This is a genomic window from Paraburkholderia sp. A3BS-1L (genome assembly GCF_051125215.1).
GTDB lineage: Bacteria > Pseudomonadota > Gammaproteobacteria > Burkholderiales > Burkholderiaceae > Paraburkholderia.
Genome location: NZ_CP120443.1, coordinates 1,475,603 through 1,496,275 on the forward strand (window position 1 = coordinate 1,475,603; position 20,673 = coordinate 1,496,275).

The window sequence follows — 20,673 nt, forward strand, 5'->3', positions numbered from 1 at the left end:
CCGGTTCGCGTTTTTCCCGCACTCACACTCACGCTTCGCCGCTGCCTGCGCGGATCCATGACAAAGGCGCCCGCGCCTGCGTTGCCGCTCGCAACGGCAGCGCACGTCGCCGTGTGTGCGTTCAAACGCGCGCTTCGATACGCGCAGCACGCGCCATCCCGCTCGCGGCGAAAGGCGTAGCGCTCACGTGGCCGCACGTTCATCGCATTTGGGAAACTTCGTTATGTTCACGCCCGCTCCGCGCGGCGCGCGCATTCGCACGCACCTGCATGCGCGCCCTCGCACGCCCGTCAAACCCTGGTTCAAGTCGTATTTCAAGCCACGTTTCAAGCCACCGTCTGGTCTCGTGCCGCTATCGTTGCTTGCATCGCTCGCGCCTGCTGCATCGTTCGCGGCCACGGACGAAGCCACGTTGCCCACCGTCACCGTGAGCGCCACGAGCAGCAGCACGAGCGCCGCCGCTACGCCCGCCGTCGATCCAAACCTGCCGGCCACACTGGAGACTGTCACGCCGCAGCAGTTCGGCCACTGGAGCGTCGTCAACACCGAGGACGTGCTCAAGTACATGCCGAACCTCGCGGTGCGCAAGCGCTTCATCGGCGACCTCAATTCGATCATCGCCGTGCGTGGTACGAGCAATACGCAAAGCGCGCGCGGCCTCGTCTATGCCGATGGCCTGCTGGTGTCGAATTTGCTCGGCAACGGCTACGCTTTCCCGCCGCGCTGGTCGATGGTGTTTCCCGACCAGATCCAGCAGGTGGACGTGATCTACGGACCCTATTCGGCGCTCTACGCAGGCAACTCGCTCGGCGCCACGGTGCTGATCACGACGCGCATGCCGAAGCAGTTCGAAGCCACCGCCGACGTCAAGGCGTTCACGCAGCACTTCAGCCTCTACGGCGTGAACCAGAATTTCAACGGCAGCGAGATGAGCGCCTCGGTGGGCGACACGATCGGCAAGTTCTCGTACCTGCTCGGCGTCAATCACCTCGAGAACACGAGCCAGCCGCTGCAGTTCGCCACGCTCGCGCAGTCGAAAACACCCGCGAAGCCCGGCGCCATTCCCGTGCACGGCGCGGACTTCTACAACAACCAGACCAACGTGCCCACGGCAGTGCTGGGCGTGAACGGAGAAGGCATCGAGCACACGGTCCAGGAGCAGCTCAAGCTGCGCATGCAATACGACTTCACGCCCACCGTGCGGGGCGGCGTGACGCTCGGCTACTGGCACCGCACCTACGACAGCCAGACCTCGACCTTCCTCTACGACGCCAACGGCAACCCGGTGTACAGCGGCAAGGTTTCGATAGACGGCTACGAGTACAACATCCCGGCGGCAGCGCTCGCGCCCAGCCGCGGCGCGAGCGAAAACTGGCTCTATGGCGTCTCGCTGCGCACACATCAGGCGAGCGGCTGGAACGCCGAGGCCATTGCTTCGTACTACGACGTGAGCAATAGCGTCGCGCGCAACGCCAATGCCGGCGGCGCCGGCGACGGCCCTGGTACGATGACGCTCGGCGACGGGACCGGCTGGAAGACGCTCGACCTCAAGGCAACATGGACGCCCAGGCGGCCCGATGCGGGCCTCGCGGCACACTGGCTCAGCTTCGGCTACCACTACGAGAACTATTTCACCGACAACCAGACCTGGAACACGCTCACCTGGCGCGATGGCGGCGCGAGCAGCTTCGCCAACGCGTTCGCGGGCAAGACCGGCACGCAAGCGTTCTACACGCAAGACGCGTGGCGCTTCCTGCCGCGCTGGAAGCTCGTCGTTGGCGCGCGCTACGAAGATTGGCGCGCCTATGACGGCTATCAATCGCTCGGTGCATCGAGCGCACCCTATCCGGACGCAGGCGATCATCACGTCTCGCCGAAGGCCTCGCTGTCGTTGGACGTCACCGACGACCTCACGCTGCGCGCCTCCATTGCACGCGCGTATCGCTTCCCTACCGTGAGCGAACTGTTCCAGGGGCAGGTAAACGGCTCGTCCATTGTCAATAACAATCCGAACCTGCGCCCCGAGGACGATCTCTCGAAGGAACTCACCGCCGAATGGGCACACTGGAATGGCCTATGGCGTTTCACGATCTTTCAGGATGACGTAAAGAACACGATCTTCAGCCAGACCGACACCACGGTGATTCCGAACGTGACGAGCTTCCAGAACATCGGCAAGGTACGCTCGCGCGGCGTGGAGACGAGCTATCAGGGGCAGGACGTGATCTGGCAAGGCCTCGACCTTGCTGCAAACGTGGCGTACACGCAGTCGAAGATTCTCGAAAACGCGCAGAACCCGGCGAGCGTGGGCAAGTACTTCTACCGGATTCCGCTTTGGCGCGCGAATCTCATCGCGACTTACCGCTTCGATGCGAAGAGCGCGTTCACGCTCGCAGCCCGCTATTCTGGCCGCCAGTACAACACGCTCACCAACGCCGACACCAACCCGAACGTGTTCGGCGGCACGAGCACGTACACGGTCGCCGACATCAAATACACGTTCCGGCCCACGAAGAAGAGCGAGATTGGCGTGGGCATCGACAACCTGTTCGACGCGCGCTACTTCGTCTATCACCCGTATCCGGGCCGCACATATTACGTCGGGGCGAAGCTCGGGCTGTGAGCGAACGCATGCAATCGCCATTGCCGCACTCGCGGCTTCAATCACCATCACTGCTGGTCCAACGCTGCGCCCATGGCGACGCACCACCGGACCACAAGGAGCACCCGATGTCCGCCACGCTGCCTGCCTCCGCCACGCGCGTCGCCCGTACTGCCGGCGCCGTTCATCCAGGGTATCGCACGCTATGGCGCTGGCATTTCTATGCCGGCCTGTTCGTCATGCCGTTTCTGATCGTGCTCGCTATCACCGGCACGATCTATTGCTTCCAGCCGCAGATCGAGCCGCTGCTGTATCCGCACCGGCTCGTGGTCGCGCCCGCCGCGACGCCGCGCCTGCCCGCCGATGCCTTGCTCGCGCGTGCGCGAGACGCGATGCCGCCGGGCGCGCGCATGTTGCGCGCGCATGTCGAAGCGAATCCCGCACGCAGCGCGGAGTTTGTTTTCGCGCGCGCCGGCGGCGTCAAGGAGAGCGTCTATGTGAACCCGTACAGCGGCGAAGTGCTCGGCTCGCTCGACGTGGAAAGCCGCTTCATGCAGATGGACCGCATGCTGCACCGCAAGCTGCTGCTCGGCAAAACTGGCGAACTGCTGATGGAACTGGCCGCTTGCTGGACGCTCGTGATGATCGTCACCGGCGTCGCGCTTTGGTGGCCACGGCAGTCGCGCGCGCTGGGGGCCGCAGGGGAAACGTCGAACACCGCGTCGGGTGCGGGCACCGGTTTGGCAACGATACGCGCGGCGCTGTGGCCGCGCTTCGGCGCAACGGGCCGGCCGTTCTGGAAGAGCGTGCACAGCACCATCGGCATCTGGCTTGCGGTGGGCGCGCTCTTGTTCGTCGTGAGCGGCCTGCCGTGGACGGGCTCGTGGGGCAAACAGTTCAAGGCGCTCGCAACCCGCGCAAGTCTCGGTGCGCCGCGCGGCGCATGGGGTGGGGGCCTGCCGTTGCAATCGACGCTGCAGGGTGGGCAAAATGCGGCGCGAAGCACGGCGCATGCAGCGCCCGGCAGCCACGCCGATCACGCGGGCCACGACATGGCGTCGATGCCTGGCATGGTGATGGACGACCTGCCGCTGCCCAACGTGCCATGGGCCGTGGGCGCGGTCCCGGTGCCGCAGTCGCCCGGCGCGCGCACGCAGCCCGTCTCGCGTTGGACGCTCGACCAGGTGATCGCGCAAATGCGTAAGCTCGGCGTGCAGAGCGGTTACGACGTCGCGCTGCCCGCCACGGCAACGGGTGTCTACGTCGTTTCGTACTTTCCCGCGGACCCGCAAGAGGAGCGCACGGTTTATATCGACCAGTACAGCGGCAAGGTGCTCAAGGACATCGGCTACGGCGATTACGGCGTGGTCTCGCAGGCTGTTGCGTATGGCACGTCGCTGCATATGGGCCGCTACTTCGGCCTTGCGAACCAGTTGATTTGCGCGGCGATCTCGCTCGGGCTCGCGGCGCTTGCCGTCACTGGCTTCGTCATGTGGTGGCTGCGTCGCCCTGCCCGCCCGGCCAACTCGTCACGCACGGCCGGTGGACTCGGCGCGCCTTCGCGCGAGCGCGCCGCGCCGCCCATGCGTGCCTGGAGGGCCGGTCTCGCCATGCTCGGCGTGATCTTTCCGCTGATGGGCGCGACGATCGTGGCCGTATGGGTGCTCGATCGGCTCGCTTTCGGCCGCACGAACACTCTTTCGTCTTCCTGACGAGTGGTCGTCGCAGGAGGGCTGCGCGACCGCCATGCCCCACTCGCCACGGGCGCGCCAAATCTCATTTGAGCGATGTCAGGCGTGCTGCGGTAATCTGAGGACACAATTGCTCTTGATCCCCGTCCGCAATCGGGTGTCAAAGCAGTATCGAGGCCTTGCATGAAATCAGGGCGTGCAGTTTTGCTCCGGCCCCGATCGTCAGGAGACCACTGTGTTCCGGCTCATTTTCGCATTGGCGATGGCTGCGACGCTTGCAGGATGCGTCGCGCCTTACCCCGGGTATCCCGGCTATTACGATTCCACATATGGCTATGGCTACTCTTATCCCTACGCTTACGGTTACCCCTATGGCGGCTACCCCGCTTACTACTACGGGCCTAGCTTTGGCTTCGCCTACTGGGGCGGGGGCGGATGCTGCTACCCGTACCACGGCTGGCACGGTGGCTGGCATGGCGGCGGTTGGCACGGTGGAGGCTGGCACGGAGGCGGCGGTGGCTGGCACGGCGGTGGTGGAGGCTGGCACGGCGGCGGCACCTGGCAAGGCGGCGGTGGACACGGCGGCCGGCACTAGCCCCGCGTCACCCAGTGCGAACCCCGTCATACCCGCCCATTCACGGCAATCTCCGCGCCCGTCACCGCGCTGGCGCCCGGGGAAAGCAGAAACGCAATCACCGCCGCGATTTCATCGGGCTGCACCCAGCGCGTGAAATCGGCGTCGGGCATCTCGGCGCGGTTTTGCGGCGTGTCGATGATGCTCGGCAAAATCGCATTGACGGTCACGCGCTGGTCCTTGAGTTCCTCGGCCAGCGCCTCGGTAAGCCGCGCCACACCCGCCTTCGATGCCGCGTAGGCGCCCGTGCCGAGCCCGGCCTTGCGCCCCGCGCCCGCACCGATGTTCACGATGCGTCCAGCACCCCGCGCGAGCAGATGCGGCAGGGCCGCCTTCGACGCATTGAGCGCCGTCTTCACGTTCAGATCGAACATCAGGTCCCACGTGCGCACGTCGCCATCGGCGATCGTCTCCCAGCGGAACGCACCCGCGATGTTGACGAGCGCATCGAGACCGCCCAGCGCCTGGCTTGCCGTCTCCAGCGCCTGCTTCGCCGCCGCCGCGTCGACGAGGTCGATGCCGCCGATGCGCACCGCCTGGGCCAGCGCCGCGGGCCAGGCGTCATCGCCGGGCGCCGCGCCCCGACCGATCAGCGCCACGCGCGCGCCGCGCGCCGCGAGATATTGCGCGCTCGCCATGCCAAGGCTGCCGAATCCGCCGGTGACCGCCACCGCCTTGCCCTTCACTGAGTCTTCCATGTTGAGTTCCTGCGAGTCGTGGGTTCGGCTCATGCCGAACCCTAGGTTGGACATTCCGGCAGCAGCGTATCAGAGGCGCGACTCGGGCTGCGCCGCCGCCAGGCTGCGCCTGCGCAGCGCCTCCGTGGTTTCGCCCGTGCCATCCGCACGCCAGCCCGGCGGCAGGATCATGTGGCGCACGGCGGTCCACCAGTCGGGCGCGGCGGCGATGTCACGCGCGAGGCTCGTCCAGTGCTCGAACTCGACCACGAACGGATTGCGCGAGCGCGTGGGCGTGACGAGCCCGTAGCGGCATGGCTCGTCGGCGCGCTCTGGCACATAGGTGCCGAACAGGCGGTCGAACACGATCAGCACGCCGCCATAGTTCGCATCGAGGTAATCGACATTGGACGCATGATGCACGCGATGCGCCGAAGGCGTATTGAACACGTATTCGAGCCAGCCGAGCTTCGGCATCCAGGTGTTGTGCAGCCAGAACTGATAAAGCAGGTTGAACGAGAGCATCGCGACCGCAATCTCGGGGCGCACGCCGAGCCAGACGAGCGGCGCGAAGAACACGACTGGACCGGCGAGCTTGCTGGTCCATCCGAGGCGATACGCGGACGACAGCGTCAGTTGATTGGGCGAATGGTGGACCGCGTGCGATGCCCAAAAAAAGCGCATGCGGTGCGAGGCGCGGTGATAGCAGTAATAGCAGAATTCCTGGCCGACGAAGATGAGCAGCACGAGCAGGACGTTATCGATCGTGAGCGTGAAAAGCCGGTGCGCCCACGCGAAATGAAACACCGGCGCGGCGAGCGAAACTGGCAGAAGCGCGAACAGTTTTCGTCCGACGAGATCGGCGAGCGAGAGCCAGACTTCGGACCAGTCGAATGGGACCTGGCCGTTACAGCGTTTGCGAAACGCAAGCACCCCGGCCTCGATCAGCGAGGCCGCGACGATAAGGAGCGTTACGTATGACGAAATTTTTCCTGTGGAGAGCATGGTAAGCAGTGTGCGAATGAAAGCGCATGGCGCGATGTTGGAAAGGACGCGTCGCTCGCTGCTGCCCTGCGTGTCGCGTCGGATGAAGGGCACTTTAAAAGCGCCGGACGCCGAGAACCACTCACAAATTATGTCGCCGCATGTCGCGCGCGCACGGTGTAACACCGCGACATGGTTTTGCACGAGACTCGCGGCAGGGACCGCCCTATAGTTCGTTCCGCTGACACGCCGATGCGTGCACCGAACCGAACCGCAAGGATCCCAAATGAAATCGCTGACCCGCTCTCTCCTCGCCGCCTCCCTCCTCGCCCTCGCCAGCGCACCGGCTTTCGCGGGCTGGGCGGCCCACGGCACCGCCTACACGCCGCACGGCGCCTATAACGGCGCGCACTATGCCTCGTGCGGCGGCGGCAGTTGCTCGCATGCGGGCGGCGTGGTCGGCCCATGGGGCGGCCTCGCCACCAATACCGGGACCGTCACGCGCACCGCGCCGGGGCAGTTCTCCAACACCGGCACGGCAGTCGGCCCGAACGGGCGTTCGGTCGAGCATGCCGGCGACACGAGCTGCGCCGGCGGCACCTGCTCGCACACTGGCACGATGTCGGGCGAGGACGGCCGCAGCGCATCGACCTCGGGCAGCGTGACGCGCACCGCGCCGGGCCAGTATTCGTCGAATGGCACGATCACGGCCGCGAACGGCAATAGCATTAGCCACAGCGCTTCGACGAATTGTGCGGGCTCGACCTGCTATCGCTCGGGCACGGACACCGGCACGGCGGGTGGCACGGTTACGCACTCGGGCAGCGCCACCCGCGTCGCGCCGGGAGTAGTGACGACGTCGGGCGGGTCTACCGTCGTTCGGGAAGGCACGGTTGTGACCGGTGGCGCTACGGTCGTCCAGGGCGGGGGCGCGGTTGCAGTGGCACCGGCTCCGGTGGTCGTCGCGCCGGCGCCCACGACCAGCGCGGTCTACGTGGCCCCGCCGCCCGCGCAGAACACTGTCGTCGTCGCTCAGGCGCCCAAGACCGTGTATGTTGCGCCCCCGCCGCCCAAGCCCGTGTATGTCGCGCCGCCCGCACCCAAAGTCGTCTACGTCGCGCCGCCTGCGCCAAAGGTCGTGTATGCCGCCCGCCCGCTACCGCGCGCCGTCTACGTTGCGCCCGCGCGGCGCGGCGCGATCTGGGTGCCGGCTCACTGGGCTGGCGGCGTATGGGTGCCCGCGCACTGGGCCTGATTGACGACCTGATTAACGACCTGATTAACGACCTGAGGGATGGCCTGATCAGCAACCGCGCCTCGCGCTAACGCGCAACGCCCGTTCGCGCCGACGTGCGCGGTGTGGCCCGCCGCGCACAAGCGCGCGGACCACCCCTGAACGTTCGCGAGGCGACGTTCGGGCCGCGCCAACTCGCCTAATATCGTAGAAGCCGGCGCGGTCCGGTAGCACCCCTGATCATTGCGCTCCGGCCACACGCCGGATGCTTCGAAACATCGGCGCACCGCAACCACCGCAGGAGGCGGTCCATGGAGCAGGCAAACCGGATTCTCGTTCTCGACGACGAAGCCGAGCTGCGCAACATGCTGCAGCGCTTCCTGAGCGGGCATGGCTTCGAAGTGCGCGCCGTCGCCGACGGCAAGCGGCTCGACCGCATGCTGCAGCGCGAGCCCTACGACCTGCTGGTGCTCGATCTGATGATGGAGCCCGAGGACGGCCTGAGCGTCTGCCGCCGCCTGCGCGCGGAAGGCCACACACTGCCGATCCTGATGCTCACGGCCAAGGGCGACGCCGCCGACAAGGTGATCGGCCTCGAAACCGGCGCCGACGACTACCTCGCCAAGCCCTTTCTGCCCGACGAACTCGTCGCGCGCGTGAAAGCGTTGCTGCGCCGCCAGAAGATGGCCGCGGGCGACCCCACCGTCACGACGCAGCGGCTGCGCTTCGGCAGCTTCGTCTTCGACGTCGGCCAGCAAACGCTCCTGCGCGATGGCGTGCCCATCGAAATTCATTCGGCGCAGATGCTTCTGCTGCATGCGCTCGGCTCCTCGCCGAACCGCGCCGTGAGCCGCGAGAACCTGCTCGCGCGCGCACGCGGACGCGACCATGCCGCACTCGACCGCAGCGTCGACGTGCAGATCCTGCGGCTGCGCCAGATCGTCGAGGAAGATCCCGCCAAGCCGCGCTTCATCAAGACCGTCTGGGGTCTCGGCTACATGCTGGTGGCCGGCGTCGAGTCCTGAGCCCCGCGACGTTCATGCGCTGGCTGCCACGCTCGCTCCTCTCGCGCAACATCGCGCTGCTGGTGGCGCTCGTCGCGCTCACCCAGCTGTGCTCGTTCGGCGCGCTGCTGCATTTCGTGCAACGCCCGCGCATCGAGCGCGCCTCGATCATCTTCGCGGACTACGTCAAGCTGCTCGACAGCACGCTCGCCGCGTTGCCGCCCGCCGAAAGCCGCGCGAGCGCCGCGCGCCTGAACGAACACCGCACGGCCCCCGCCGCACACGTGGCGAACCTCGATCCGCCGGGCGCGAGTCTGCTCCATGTTTTCCAGACGTGGCAGCGCGACGTCTTCATCACGGCGCTTCAGCGCCACCTGCCCGCCGACATGCCCGTGCGCTGGGAATCATCAGACGAAGAGCGCCTCTGGATACGCATGCACGCGGCGGGCGAGCCCATTTGGGTTGCCTTGCCGATGAGCGCCGATGCGCGCGCCAGCGGCATCGCCGCGGCCATCGTGTTGTCGATCGGTCTCGCGCTGCTCGCGGCGTTCACGGGCTGGCTGATCCAGTTGCATCTGAACCGCCCCCTCGGCGATCTGGCGCACGCGGCGCGCCATGTCAGCGCCGGTGAAGCGCCCGCGCCGCTGCCCACCGACGGCCCGACCGAGATCGCCGAGGTCAGCCAGGCCTTCAATCAGATGACCGCCGCGCTGCAACAGGCCGATGCGACGCGTGCGCTGATGCTCGCGGGCGTGTCCCACGACATCCGCACACCGCTCACGAAACTGCGCCTCGCACTTGCGATGGCGCTGCCGCGCGGCACCAACGACAAGCTCGTAGACGCGGCCGAGGGTTATCTCGACCACATCGACACGATCCTCCAGCAGTTCATGGACTACGCGGGCAGCGGCGAGCGCGAAGCCCCGCAGCCAGGCGACCTCAACGCGCTCGCGGGCCAGCTCGTGGCCGACTTCGCGGGGCTCGGTCACGAATTCGACTTCGAGGAATGCGCGCTGCCCTGCTTCGCGTTCCGGCCCGTGGCCATCATGCGTCTCTTGATGAACCTGATGCAAAACGCCGTCGTCTACGGGCGCACGGGCCTGTGCGTGCGCACGTGGCAGGCGGACGGCCACGCTTGCGTGGCCATCTGCGACCGTGGCGGCGGCATCCGCGCCGAAGAACTGGAGCGGCTCAAAGCGCCCTTCAGCCGGGGCACCAACGCGCGCACCCACGCGGGCGGCACCGGCCTCGGGCTCGCCATCGTCGAACGCATCGCGCGGCAGCACGGCGGTTCGCTCACCTTCACCGACCGTGCGGGCGGTGGACTCGAAGCCGTGGTGAAGCTGCCGATTCACGACGCCGACGCGCGCCGATGACATCGAGCGACATAATTTGCGCGTGGCGCACCCACTGACTCCCCCGCATACTTGCGCCTGTGCCGAGTGACACGCGCTGCAACCTGAATAATCAGGCGAATGCAGGCAAGCCGCTCAGGCAGCCCTCACGAACCCATCGCGATATTTCGATATCCTGATTAACCGTCGATATCGAATCCAGCATCCAGGCGACCCGACATGAATACGCTCTTCCCCTCCCTCCTCAACAAGACCCGCCGGTTCGCCGGCGCTGCGCTGTTCGCGGGCTCGCTGCTCGCGTCAGGCTGCGCCTCGGCTGCGAGCCCGCTGCAAGCCGCCGCTGCGCTGCCGCAAGTGCACGCCGAGGTCATCTACGTCTGCGCGTTCGAGATCTCGCCCGAACTCGTGAAGCTCGACAGCGGCATGGCGCAGCGGCTCAAGACGATGTCGAGCGGCGAGTCGTCGGCGCAGCAACAGCAGCAAGTGGCGCTCGCGGCGCGCGAAAAGCTGGCCGACGACATCGTCGCGCAGTTGCAGAAGATGGGGCTGCCCGCGGTGCGCGTCGACGGCCCCGTGCCGGCGGGCCGCGACGCCATCGTGGTCGAAGGCCGCATCGATACCGTCGATGCAGGCAGCCGCCGGCGCCGCGCGCTGATCGGACTCGGTGCGGGCAAGAGCGAAGTGGACGCCACCATCGCCGTGTCGTACCTGCCGGCGCATGGCGCGCCGCAATCGATCGCCACCTTCGAGACGAGCGCGAACAGCGGCTATATGCCCGGCATGGCGGAAACTGCGGGCGCGGGTGCGGCGGCGGGCCACCTTGCGGCATCGGCGGCGGCGGGCGCGGGACTGCACGGCGCCTGCGCATCGAAGCGCGACACGATTGCCGCCGACGCGGGCAAGCTCGCGAACTCGATCGCCAAGCAGCTCGCGCAGGCGGCCGCGCAATACGGCTGGGTGCCAGCCAGCAAGGCGGCGTGATTCAGCCCAAATCCATGCGGGTCTCGTCGACGAACTTCTCGGTGGCGTCGTCGATCTTGCGGCCGCGCCGCCCGGTCGGCCCGTGAATGTAGACCGTCTTCATGTCGACCCCGCGCTCGCCCATCGCGGCGGGCGGCGGCGTCATCTCGTAGCGCACCTCGCGCGCATGATCGGCGAGTTGCAGACGCGGATCGAACACCGAGTTGAACTTCCACAGCATGCGCACGAAATTGGTCTGGCCGCGCAGCAGCAGATGCATCGCCTGCCCCGCCGCGCCGCGAAACGCGGTCCAGCCCATGTGCTTGCGATTCAAAACCTGTTGCGTGCGCACCAGTTCCGCATAGAACTCGGGCAGCGGCAGCTTCGTTGGCACGACCGCATGCTGGATGTCGTAGAGCCGGTAGTCGAGGCTCGTCAGGCGCCGCGTCTCGTGTTGCCAGTTCTCCGTGCCCGGATACGGCGTGTTCACGCTGATGTTCACGATCTCCGGAATCTCCATGCACCACTGGCGTATCGTCTCGAAGCGGGCGTGGCCCCAGTCCGGGTCGGCAATCAGGTTGATCGCGACCGTAATGCCGAGCGAACGCGCGAACTCGAGCGCCTCGAAATTGCGGTCCAGACTGATGCGCTTGCGAAACGCCTTGAGGCCCTCGTCGTCGATGGCTTCGAGCCCGAGGAACATGTATTTCAGGCCGATCGCCTGCCACGCGCGGAACACCGCCTTGTTGCGCAGGAGCACGTCGCCGCGCGTCTCCAGGTAGTAGCGCTTCTGGATGCCGCGCCGGCGGATCGCATCGGCAATCGCCATGCCGTGCTCGGCGTGCACGAAGGCCACATCGTCGACGATAAAGACACCTGGTTCGCGCAGCGCCGCCAGTTCCTCCACCACGACCTCGGGACTGCGGGTGCGGTAGCTGCGCCCGTAGAAGGTCCACGCGCTGCAGAACGTGCAGTCCCACGGGCAGCCGCGCGCGAACTCGATCGAGGCGCACGGATCGAGCGTGCCGATGAAATATTTGCGCCGATGCCGCAACAGATCGCGCGCGGGCCGCACGGGATCGAGCTGCTCGACGAAGCGCGGCGGCGGACCCGATCCTTCGCGCGTCACCACGCCCGGCACTGCGAGCAGATCGCCGCCTTGCGCAACGGCTTCGAGCAGCGCATTGATCGACGCCTCGCCCTCGCCGCGCAGAATGCAGTCGATGGCGCCCTCACCGTGACGCAGCAGATCGTGCGCCGTGAACGAGACGCTGTGGCCGCCCACGAACACGAAGCATGCGGGCAGCGCGGCCTTCACAGCCCTGGAAAGATCGACGATCTCGGGAATGTTCGCCAGATAGTTGCCCGAGAAACAGAGCGCCTCGGGCTGCCAGTCGCGCACCATGCGCATCAGGTCGCGATGGGTTTGCACCTGCAGGTCGATGAGGCGCACCTCGTGTCCCGCATCGCGCGCCGTGCCGGCGACCGATTCGAGACCCAGCGGCTCGAGCCGAAGAAACACGCGCGTGTACATCAGCCCGCTCGGGTGGACGGCCAGCAATCTCATGAAGCCTCCTTGCGAAGCGCGCCTGCCCGAAGCGACGCACGACTCGTGCGATTCATGTGATTCGTGCAAACCTGGCGGGGCGCTCGCGGTGTCGTTCACGGTTCTCGTCGCGCCGGCGCGGCTCGAACGTGCGGCCAGCGCGTCCCTGACACTGCTGCTCCGTGCGAGTCTACGCGCCTTCGCGCAGCGGCGCTCGCGCTGTACGCCGCCATCGTCCTTCATGCCCGCCGTGCCGACCGGCCGGGCCGGCACGCCCAGGCCACGAGGGAGCACCGAGGTCAGCGCCGAGGTCAGCGCCGAGATAAGGACGATAGGCAGCGGCGCTTTGATAGACTGGAATTCCCGCACATTAATTCGTCGAAGCGCCGTCCCACCGTGCCGAATACCCGCTCGCTCCCGCGCCTGCTGACCGAAATCCGCGCTTGCCGCATCTGCGCCGACACGCTGCCGCTCGGTCCGCGTCCGGTGCTGCAAGCGAGCGCGAGCGCACGGCTCCTGATCGTGGGCCAGGCGCCCGGCGCGAAGGTCCATGCCTCGGGTATCCCATGGGACGACGCGAGCGGCGAGCGTCTGCGCGAATGGATGGGCATCGACGCCGAAACGTTCTACGACGCCGCGCGCATCGCCATTGTGCCGATGGGCTTTTGCTATCCGGGGCGCGGGGGCGGCGGCGATAACCCGCCGCGTCCCGAATGCGCTCCCCTCTGGCACACACGCCTGCTCCCGCTGATGCCCGACGTGCGCCTCACGCTGCTGGTCGGCCAGTATGCCCAGCGTTATTTTCTCGGCAGCCGCCGCAAGGGCTCGCTCACCGAAACCGTGGAAGCCTGGCGCGACTATGCCCCAGGCTTCGTGCCGCTGCCCCACCCCTCGCCGCGCAATACGCCGTGGCTCCAGCGGCATCCGTGGTTCGCGCGCGACGTGCTGCCCGCGCTGCGCGAGCGCGTTGCCGATGCGCTGTCGGTGCCGTCCCAGCAGACGAATGCCAAGATGCCTCACAAGGAGAAGTGCAACATGACCCTACCGGCGATCACCACCCAGCGTGTCTATGAACCGCTGCCCGAAGACAGACAGGCGTGCTTTCTGGTCGACCGGCTATGGCCGCGCGGCATGAGCAAGGAAAAACTCGCGGGCGTGACCTGGGCGAAGGACGTCGCGCCGAGCACGGAACTGCGCGAGTGGTTCCACAAAGACCCGGAACAGTGGGACGAATTCACGCGGCGCTACGTCGCCGAACTCGATGCAAACCATGCTGCGTGGGCGCCGCTTGCGAAGGCGAGCAAGGCGCAGCCGGTGGTGCTGCTGTTTAGTTCGCACAACACCGAAAACAACAACGCGACCGTGTTGCGTGACTATTTGATGAAGAAGCGGCGCAAATAAGGGCGCGCGCAATCCGAGTCGATTGGAATCGATCGGGATTCTGGAAAACTGCGCCGCCGGTTAGCATGCGTCGAGATCGAAATCATGCCCGCTGCCTTGTGTCAGGCGCCGCAACAACTCCTTGCCGCGGGTCGTGAGGCGGGCGGCGCAGCCGTCGCCGACTTCGTCCATCTCCACGAGATGGTAGCGCTCGAGCGCCAGAAAATCGGAACCGAATGTTTGAAGCGGCGCATTGGCGTCGCGAATCAATAGCAGCGCCGCCAGTTCGTGATGACTGAGCATCGAATCTCTCCTGTTCAGGACTCACCGTGGAAACCAGCATAGCGAGCAAAACGTACAGTTTCGCTACAGTCGTGTTTCTTCTTGTTACCCATACAATCCACGCGCCGGAGGGGAAAATTCGCTGCGCGTTGCATGGTAGTTAAAGCGTGTTATGCATCCGATAAAAAATTAAATCGGATTCCTGATTGCATGCGGAGGTGAATGGCGGCACATAGGGCGTGCCTCCAACCAGCCGGGCGACCCAGCCGGATTGTCGCGCCGCCAGTTGCAAATGATAAAAGGGATGCCCGGCTCCGCGTGACCTACACGGGTGCAAGATTTGATCGAAATCGTATTTCGAGATATTTGCACCTCAGGCGGACACATTGAACCCGGGGCGCGCATCAATTTTTAGATGCGGATGCCAGCGCGGCGGCGGGCGCCGCCGCGCCCGCGCACCGCCCGCGAAAGCCGGCGTCAGACCGGTGTCAGGCCGCCTTCGGTTCCTCATCGCGCACCAGCATGACCGGGCGATCGGCCATGCGCAGGAACGATTCTGCGACGCTGCCGAGCAGCAGCCGCTTCACGCCCGACAAACCGCGCGTGCCCATCACGACGAGGTCCGCATCCTCTTCCGCGGCGATGCGGTAGATCACCGCCGCAATGTCCTCGCCCATCGCGTCGGCGGCGCGCGCCGTGCCCGACACGCCAACCTGCGCGAACACGGTTTTCGCCTCCTCGAGCGCGGCCGTGGCGAGATCGGCCTCGGCCCTTTGGCGCGTGGGCTCCTCCGCAAATCCCGTGCCGACATCGACGAGGCGCGCCGGATGCTGCACCACGCAAAGCGCCTGAACCGCGGCGCCCGTCGCCTGGGCGATTTTCACGGCCTCGTCGAGGGCGCGGCGTCCGCTGCGGCTGCCATCGACGGCTACCAGAATTTGTTTGTACATCATCACCTCCAGGGCAAGGCCCATGATGCGCGGCATCCGGCATGCGCGGCCCCGATCGCCGGGGCCGTGCGCGACGGCCTGCCCGCCGTTGCGTTGCGCGCGAGTGGCATGCGGGTTGCATGCGGGCTGCAGGGTTCGCTCGCGCAATCGAAAAACCGCGCTTTCGCGTGCTTTTCGTCCTTTATCGCCGTTACGCAGATGGGGACAAAAGCCCGCCTCGCGCTGTGTCGCAGTGTCGCTCTTCGGTCCCATGCAGCGCTTGCGTTTCGGGTCCTGGAAAGCGTTCACGAGATCCAGGGGAAACGCTGCCGCGCGATGCACGAGGGACGCATCATCCATGTTAGGCGCTCGACGCACGCACCGCGACCCGCGCGTGCGTACACGCGGAGGAAGCGTTCCCAGCGATCGTGGCACCATGATCGCCGCACGCTACCTCCCTTCGTCCGACAGGTGCCTCAATTTCCTCTATACGCACCTGAACCGCATCATCAACGAGCGCGATCTCGATCTGCTCTTCATCGCGGGGCCGGGGCATGGCGGGCCGGCCGTGGTTGCGAACACCTGGCTCGAAGGCACCTATAGCGAGACCTGGCCGAACGTGCCGCAGGACGCGGAAGGCATGGCCGCGCTGTTCAAGCAGTTCAGCTTTCCGGGCGGCATTCCGAGCCACGTTGCGCCGCAAACCCCGGGCTCGATCCACGAAGGCGGAGAGCTCGGTTACGCGCTGTCGCATGCCTATGGCGCGGTGTTCGACAATCCCGATCTGATCGCCGCGTGCGTAATCGGCGACGGCGAAGCCGAAACGGGGCCGCTCGCCACCTCGTGGCATTCCAACAAGTTCCTCAATCCGGTGACGGATGGCGCCGTGCTGCCGATCCTGCATCTGAACGGCTTCAAGATTACCGGGCCGACCGTGCTCGCGCGCATCGGCGACGATGAGCTCGCCGCGCTGATGAAAGGCTATGGCTACGCGCCGATCTTCGTGGAAGCCGAGGATCCCGGCGTCGCGCACGGTCTGATGGCCGCGGCCTTCGACACCGCGTTCGACGAAATCGCGCGCATCCAGCAGCACGCGCGCAAGGCGGCCGAAGCCGATCCGCAAGCTCACATCGAGCGCCCCCGCTGGCCGATGATCGTGCTGCGCACGCCCAAGGGCTGGACCGGTCCGAAGAGCGTCGACGGCCTGAAGACCGAAGGCTCATGGCGCTCGCACCAGGTGCCGCTTGCGAACATCGCGAAGCCGGGCCATCTCGCGCTGCTCGAAGACTGGATGCGCAGCTACAAGCCCGAGGAACTGTTCGACGCACATGGCCGGCTCACGCCCGAGCTTGCCGCGCTCGCGCCGCGCGGCGAGCGCCGCATGAGCGCGAACCCGCGCACGAACGGCGGCGGCCGGGTGCGCGAACTGCGCGTGCCCGCCTTCGAGCGCCACGCGGTGGACGTGCCCGCGCCGGGCCAGGTGGACGCCGAAGCCACCCGCGTGATGGGCGCGTTCCTGCGCGAGGTGATGCGCGTGAATCTGCCCACGCGCAACTTCCGCATATTCGGCCCCGACGAAACCGCATCGAACCGCTGGGCCGATGTATTCGACGTGACGGCGCGCACGTGGCTGGCCGACACCACGCCCGACGACGTCCAGCTCGCGGCCGACGGCCGCGTCATGGAAATCCTGAGCGAACACACCTGCCAGGGCTGGCTCGAAGGCTATCTGCTCACGGGGCGCCACGGCTTCATGTCGTGCTACGAAGCGTTCATTCACATCGTCGATTCGATGTTCAACCAGCACGCCAAGTGGCTGAAGGTGATCCGCGAGATTCCGTGGCGGCGGCCCCTGCCCTCGCTCAATTACCTGCTGACCTCACACGTGTGGCGCCAGGACCATAACGGCTTCAGCCATCAAGACCCGGGCTTCATCGACTATGCGGTCAACAAGAAGGCCGACACCGTGCGCGTCTACCTGCCGCCCGACGCCAACACGCTGCTCGCCGTGACCGATCATGTGCTGCGCACGTGGAACCGCATCAACATTGTCGTGGCTGGCAAGCAGCCGCAACCGCAGTGGCTCGACATGGACGCGGCGATCCGCCATTGCGCGGACGGCATCGGCATCTGGCAATGGGCCAGCAACGACGAAGGCGGCGAGCCCGATGTGGTGATGGCCTGCGCCGGCGACGTGCCCACGCTCGAGACGCTCGCGGCGGTCGACCTGCTGCGCGGCTGGCTGCCCGATCTGAAGATGCGCGTGGTGAACGTGGTGGACCTGATGACGCTGGAGCCGGCAGACCGCCACCCGCACGGTCTCTCCGATGCCGACTTCAACGCGCTCTTCACCACGAGCCGGCCCGTGATCTTCGCGCATCACAGTTACCCGTCGCTGATCCATCGCCTGACTTACCGGCGCGCCAATCACGCGAACATCCATGTGCACGGTTTTATCGAGGAAGGCACGACGACCACGCCGTTCGACATGACGGTGATGAACAAGCTCGACCGCTACCACCTGTGCGAGGCCGTGATCGACCGTGTGGATGGGCTCGCGCAGCGCGCCGCGCATGTGCGGCAAACGCTGCACGACAAGCTTGCCGCGCACCGCCGCTACGTGGACGAGCATGGCGACGACATGCCCGAGATCCGCAACTGGCGCTGGCTGCGCGCGAGCGCCCCTTTGCCGGGCGGCAGCGACTGATGCCGCGCGCGGCGCACGGAATTTGGCTCAGCGCGACGTCGATCGCCCGAACACGCGCACGAACCCCGTGACGAACAGGTCGAGCCGTTCCGAATCGAGGCTGTCGATGCCCGCCGCGCCCACCCGGCCGTTGCCGCCCGGGAACGCCCGGCACAACTCGTCCGCGCCGCTGGGACGCACGAGCGGCGCGCGCACGCTCACCGCGTAATTGCCGTCGGGGTTGACGCTCAGCACCGCGTGGGCGCAGGTCGGTTCCTCGAGCGCGAGGACATTGGCGAACACCCCGCGCACGCGGCGCGCCCAGGGCTCGTCGGGGAGCACGCACACGGTGCCGTACTGCACCATGAATAGCGGCGTGACCTGCTGCGCGCGTTCGAGATCTTCCTGGCGGCATGCCGAAAGACGTGCCACGACCGGCTCCGCTGCAATGAACTCGAACGGATCGGTGTAGGGCTTGAGCATCCCGTAGAGCGCGGCCGGCGCGATGAACAGATCGTCGGCGCTGTCGCCGTAGGCGTTGTAGTTGATCGATTCGCCCAGTTCGCACAACTGCGCGACTTGCGCCTCGTTAAGCCCGCCTTCGTGCGCGAGTTCGTGCGCGGTGGCCTGCAAGTTGTCGCCGAACGCCGCCGCAATCGCCCACCGGCGATACTGCCCGCGCAGGTGACGGTCGACCAGCACGCTCGTGCAGACCTGCGCGGTGGTGTCGATGTGCGCGGCGAGATTGACGTTCATCGGCAATTCGCCCGCGTGGTGATGATCGAAATACTCGATGTGGACGCCCTGGTCGAGCAACGCGCAAAGCGCTGCGCGGTTGGCGTCGAAGGAAATGTCGAGCACCGTGAGCGAGTCGCCGGGATGGGCCGGCACGCGCTTGATGAGCGCAATGTCGCGCTTCGCTCCAGTGACGAGCGTGGCCTCGCGCGGCCGGGAAAGGCGAAGCTGGTGCAACGCGCAGATGCCGTCCGCGTCGCCGTTGAATACGTCGAAATGCGCCATGTCCTGTGGATTCCGTTGCGTGGAGCTTCACAGTATCGCGCACCAAACGCGGATCCCACAAAGGGCGGATTTGACCGACCACAGTGAAGAACGATTCGTTCACCCTATCACACGACTTCGTGCCCCGACGTTCACGTGGAGTTCACGCGGACACGCAGGCGAGCGGGCAAGAACACGGCGTCACGAGCCAATCTGCATACGCAAGCGTCCAGCGGATGATGAGTCCGCTGGACGCTTGCGCAGCCAAACCTGCAGGCTGCGGCTCAGGTGCGCGCCACTGGCCAGCGCAGCGTGAACGCCACCGGGAAGCGCGGCGCCTTGCGCCCCGCCGGTGCGCGCCACGGCTGCATGCGCGCGCTCATGGCCGCGCACATGGACACGCCTTCTTCGCCGTAGAGGCGCTCCATGGCCTGTTGCACGAGGCCGGCGTCGAACCACATCTTGAAGCGGCGATGGCAGGTGCGGAAGTCAGGATAGCGCTCGGGCAGCTTCGACCATACGGAGCCCGTCGACAGCACCCACAGGATGGCTTCGAATACGGCGCGCGAGCAATGCGCCGGACGACCGCGGCGCGGACCGCTGGCGCGGATGTCACGGAAAAGCGGTTCGACGCTGCGCCACTGTGCGTCGTTCAGTTCCATTGAGGGACGAGGCTGCATCTGATATTCCAAGTGAGGTTGTCTGACACACAGCTAAATTAGCCTCACGCCCCATAGGAAAATATCGGACTTTGCCTAAAACGATCTGAAAATCCGCAATGTGATGGAGGTAGTGCCGCATTGCACATGCGTACTGGTGCTTTCGAAACCTTGCTATTGCAACCGCGCTACACTGCGCCATTCCTGACTCCACGGCGCAATTCCCATGGCTCGCTCCCCTGTTTTGCCCGAGAAAACCGGGCGCATTCGCATCGGCATCGGTGGATGGATTTACCCGCAGTGGCGCGGCACGTTATCCCGAAGGGCTCGCGCAGCGCCTCGAACTCGGTTATGCGAGCCGTCACCTGAGTTCGCTGGAAATCAACAGCACCTATTACGGCTCGCAGCGCCCCGAGAGCTTCATGCGCTGGCACGACGAGACGCCCGACGATTTCGTGTTCTCGTTGAAGGGACCGCGCTTCGCGATGAACCGCCGCGTGCTGGCTGAAGCGGGCGCATCGATCGAGCGCTTTCTCACGAGCGGCGTGCTGAATCTGCGCAACAAGCTCGGCCCGATCAACTGGCAGCTCATGCCGGGCAAGTCGTTCGATCCGGAGGACTACGCACGATTTCTCGAATTGCTGCCCGCCGAGATCGACGGACAGCCGCTAAGGCACGCGCTGGAGGTGCGGCACGAGAGTTTCTGCACGCCGGAATTCGTCGACCTCGCGCGGCGGCATGGGGCCGCCATCGTGGTATCCGGCGATTCGGACTACCCACAGATCGCCGACGCATCCGCGCCCTTCGTCTACGCCCGCATCATGGGGACGTCCGCTGACGAGCCGCTCGGCTACGCGCCCGTGGATCTCGACCGCTGGGCCGCGCGCGCTCGCATGGGCGCGCGGCGAGAGCCCCGGCGACCTCGCCACCTTCGCCGCGCCGCTCGCGGCCCAACCCGGACGCGACGTGTATCTTTACGTGATCAGCGGCTTCAAGGCGCGCAACCCCGCCGCCGCGATGGCACTGATCGAACGCCTGCGCAAGCCTTGAC

At 66.3% G+C, this 20,673-nt stretch carries 16 protein-coding genes and 2 pseudogenes; 11 read left to right on the forward strand and 7 right to left on the reverse strand.

The window, feature by feature from the left end; translation table 11 throughout:
* Positions 1 to 223: 223 nt before the first annotated feature.
* From P5W99_RS21840 to P5W99_RS21850, 3 genes are all read left to right on the forward strand, one after another.
* Positions 224 to 2,623, forward strand: coding sequence for a TonB-dependent receptor (locus P5W99_RS21840; RefSeq protein ID WP_434662907.1), 2,400 nt, complete (start codon positions 224 to 226; stop codon positions 2,621 to 2,623).
* A 107-nt stretch (positions 2,624 to 2,730) separates the two neighbouring features.
* Positions 2,731 to 4,314 (forward strand): PepSY-associated TM helix domain-containing protein, encoded by a 1,584-nt coding sequence (locus tag P5W99_RS21845; RefSeq protein WP_434662910.1) that lies wholly within the window; start codon positions 2,731 to 2,733, stop codon positions 4,312 to 4,314.
* A gap of 214 nt (positions 4,315 to 4,528) precedes the next feature.
* Positions 4,529 to 4,888, forward strand: a complete 360-nt coding sequence (locus P5W99_RS21850; RefSeq protein WP_434662912.1) for a hypothetical protein — start codon at positions 4,529 to 4,531, stop codon at positions 4,886 to 4,888.
* 26 nt (positions 4,889 to 4,914) lie between these two features.
* Here the strand turns inward: P5W99_RS21850 and P5W99_RS21855 are convergent, their stop codons facing one another.
* Both P5W99_RS21855 and P5W99_RS21860 read right to left on the reverse strand, forming a co-directional pair.
* Positions 4,915 to 5,625: an SDR family NAD(P)-dependent oxidoreductase gene (locus P5W99_RS21855; RefSeq protein WP_421025491.1), complete on the reverse strand. Its 711-nt coding sequence runs from the start codon at positions 5,623 to 5,625 to the stop codon at positions 4,915 to 4,917.
* Positions 5,626 to 5,694: 69 nt separating this feature from the next.
* Positions 5,695 to 6,609 (reverse strand): sterol desaturase family protein, encoded by a 915-nt coding sequence (locus P5W99_RS21860; protein WP_421027007.1) that lies wholly within the window; start codon positions 6,607 to 6,609, stop codon positions 5,695 to 5,697.
* 265 nt (positions 6,610 to 6,874) lie between these two features.
* On the opposite strand from P5W99_RS21860, the gene P5W99_RS21865 reads away from it, so the two are divergent.
* From P5W99_RS21865 to P5W99_RS21880, 4 genes are all read left to right on the forward strand, one after another.
* Positions 6,875 to 7,843: a hypothetical protein gene (locus P5W99_RS21865; RefSeq protein WP_421025492.1), complete on the forward strand. Its 969-nt coding sequence runs from the start codon at positions 6,875 to 6,877 to the stop codon at positions 7,841 to 7,843.
* Positions 7,844 to 8,133: 290 nt separating this feature from the next.
* Positions 8,134 to 8,847: a response regulator gene (locus P5W99_RS21870; RefSeq protein WP_213302789.1), complete on the forward strand. Its 714-nt coding sequence runs from the start codon at positions 8,134 to 8,136 to the stop codon at positions 8,845 to 8,847.
* Positions 8,848 to 8,861: 14 nt separating this feature from the next.
* Entirely contained in the window at positions 8,862 to 10,202 is a 1,341-nt protein-coding gene (locus P5W99_RS21875; RefSeq protein WP_421025493.1) for an ATP-binding protein, read from the forward strand.
* 198 nt (positions 10,203 to 10,400) lie between these two features.
* A complete protein-coding gene (locus tag P5W99_RS21880) occupies positions 10,401 to 11,162 on the forward strand; it encodes a DUF4410 domain-containing protein (protein ID WP_421025494.1) in 762 nt (253 codons plus the stop codon).
* Between the two features lies 1 nt (position 11,163).
* Here the strand turns inward: P5W99_RS21880 and hpnR are convergent, their stop codons facing one another.
* Positions 11,164 to 12,708 (reverse strand): hopanoid C-3 methylase HpnR, encoded by a 1,545-nt coding sequence (gene hpnR, locus P5W99_RS21885; protein ID WP_434662917.1) that lies wholly within the window; start codon positions 12,706 to 12,708, stop codon positions 11,164 to 11,166.
* Between the two features lie 375 nt (positions 12,709 to 13,083).
* Here hpnR and P5W99_RS21890 point away from each other — a divergent pair.
* Together P5W99_RS21890 and P5W99_RS21895 are read left to right on the forward strand one after the other, a co-directional pair.
* Positions 13,084 to 13,698: pseudogene (locus P5W99_RS21890) on the forward strand (uracil-DNA glycosylase family protein); the annotation flags it as partial.
* A 24-nt stretch (positions 13,699 to 13,722) separates the two neighbouring features.
* Complete coding sequence (locus P5W99_RS21895; protein WP_421027008.1) at positions 13,723 to 14,088, forward strand: DUF488 domain-containing protein; 366 nt, start codon at positions 13,723 to 13,725, stop codon at positions 14,086 to 14,088.
* Positions 14,089 to 14,148: 60 nt separating this feature from the next.
* Here P5W99_RS21895 and P5W99_RS21900 read toward each other — a convergent pair whose 3' ends face one another.
* Both P5W99_RS21900 and P5W99_RS21905 read right to left on the reverse strand, forming a co-directional pair.
* Positions 14,149 to 14,370 (reverse strand): hypothetical protein, encoded by a 222-nt coding sequence (locus P5W99_RS21900; RefSeq protein ID WP_434662920.1) that lies wholly within the window; start codon positions 14,368 to 14,370, stop codon positions 14,149 to 14,151.
* 467 nt (positions 14,371 to 14,837) lie between these two features.
* On the reverse strand, positions 14,838 to 15,446 hold the full coding sequence (locus tag P5W99_RS21905) for a universal stress protein (RefSeq protein ID WP_421042685.1): 609 nt from the start codon (positions 15,444 to 15,446) through the stop codon (positions 14,838 to 14,840).
* A gap of 268 nt (positions 15,447 to 15,714) precedes the next feature.
* Here P5W99_RS21905 and P5W99_RS21910 point away from each other — a divergent pair, with 268 nt between their 5' ends.
* On the forward strand, positions 15,715 to 17,985 hold the full coding sequence (locus P5W99_RS21910) for a phosphoketolase family protein (protein WP_434662924.1): 2,271 nt from the start codon (positions 15,715 to 15,717) through the stop codon (positions 17,983 to 17,985).
* Positions 17,986 to 18,012: 27 nt separating this feature from the next.
* On the opposite strand, the gene P5W99_RS21915 is transcribed toward P5W99_RS21910, so the two are convergent.
* Together P5W99_RS21915 and P5W99_RS21920 are read right to left on the reverse strand one after the other, a co-directional pair.
* Positions 18,013 to 18,984 (reverse strand): acetyltransferase, encoded by a 972-nt coding sequence (locus P5W99_RS21915; RefSeq protein ID WP_421025499.1) that lies wholly within the window; start codon positions 18,982 to 18,984, stop codon positions 18,013 to 18,015.
* Positions 18,985 to 19,247: 263 nt separating this feature from the next.
* Positions 19,248 to 19,625 (reverse strand): transposase, encoded by a 378-nt coding sequence (locus P5W99_RS21920; protein WP_421025500.1) that lies wholly within the window; start codon positions 19,623 to 19,625, stop codon positions 19,248 to 19,250.
* Between the two features lie 223 nt (positions 19,626 to 19,848).
* Between P5W99_RS21920 and P5W99_RS21925 the strand changes: the two are divergent.
* A pseudogene (locus tag P5W99_RS21925) lies at positions 19,849 to 20,672 on the forward strand (DUF72 domain-containing protein).
* Position 20,673 lies beyond the last annotated feature (1 nt).

Coding starts and splice junctions, on each gene's coding strand:
- P5W99_RS21840 (WP_434662907.1), top strand. CDS start 224: ATGTTCACGCCCGCTCCGCGCGGCGCGCGCATTCGCACGCACCTGCAT.
- P5W99_RS21845 (WP_434662910.1), top strand. CDS start 2,731: ATGTCCGCCACGCTGCCTGCCTCCGCCACGCGCGTCGCCCGTACTGCC.
- P5W99_RS21855 (WP_421025491.1), bottom strand. CDS start 5,625: ATGGAAGACTCAGTGAAGGGCAAGGCGGTGGCGGTCACCGGCGGATTC.
- P5W99_RS21860 (WP_421027007.1), bottom strand. CDS start 6,609: ATGCTCTCCACAGGAAAAATTTCGTCATACGTAACGCTCCTTATCGTC.
- P5W99_RS21865 (WP_421025492.1), top strand. CDS start 6,875: ATGAAATCGCTGACCCGCTCTCTCCTCGCCGCCTCCCTCCTCGCCCTC.
- P5W99_RS21870 (WP_213302789.1), top strand. CDS start 8,134: ATGGAGCAGGCAAACCGGATTCTCGTTCTCGACGACGAAGCCGAGCTG.
- P5W99_RS21875 (WP_421025493.1), top strand. CDS start 8,862: ATGCGCTGGCTGCCACGCTCGCTCCTCTCGCGCAACATCGCGCTGCTG.
- P5W99_RS21880 (WP_421025494.1), top strand. CDS start 10,401: ATGAATACGCTCTTCCCCTCCCTCCTCAACAAGACCCGCCGGTTCGCC.
- hpnR (WP_434662917.1), bottom strand. CDS start 12,708: ATGAGATTGCTGGCCGTCCACCCGAGCGGGCTGATGTACACGCGCGTG.
- P5W99_RS21895 (WP_421027008.1), top strand. CDS start 13,723: ATGACCCTACCGGCGATCACCACCCAGCGTGTCTATGAACCGCTGCCC.
- P5W99_RS21900 (WP_434662920.1), bottom strand. CDS start 14,370: ATGCTCAGTCATCACGAACTGGCGGCGCTGCTATTGATTCGCGACGCC.
- P5W99_RS21910 (WP_434662924.1), top strand. CDS start 15,715: ATGATCGCCGCACGCTACCTCCCTTCGTCCGACAGGTGCCTCAATTTC.
- P5W99_RS21915 (WP_421025499.1), bottom strand. CDS start 18,984: ATGGCGCATTTCGACGTATTCAACGGCGACGCGGACGGCATCTGCGCG.
- P5W99_RS21920 (WP_421025500.1), bottom strand. CDS start 19,625: ATGGAACTGAACGACGCACAGTGGCGCAGCGTCGAACCGCTTTTCCGT.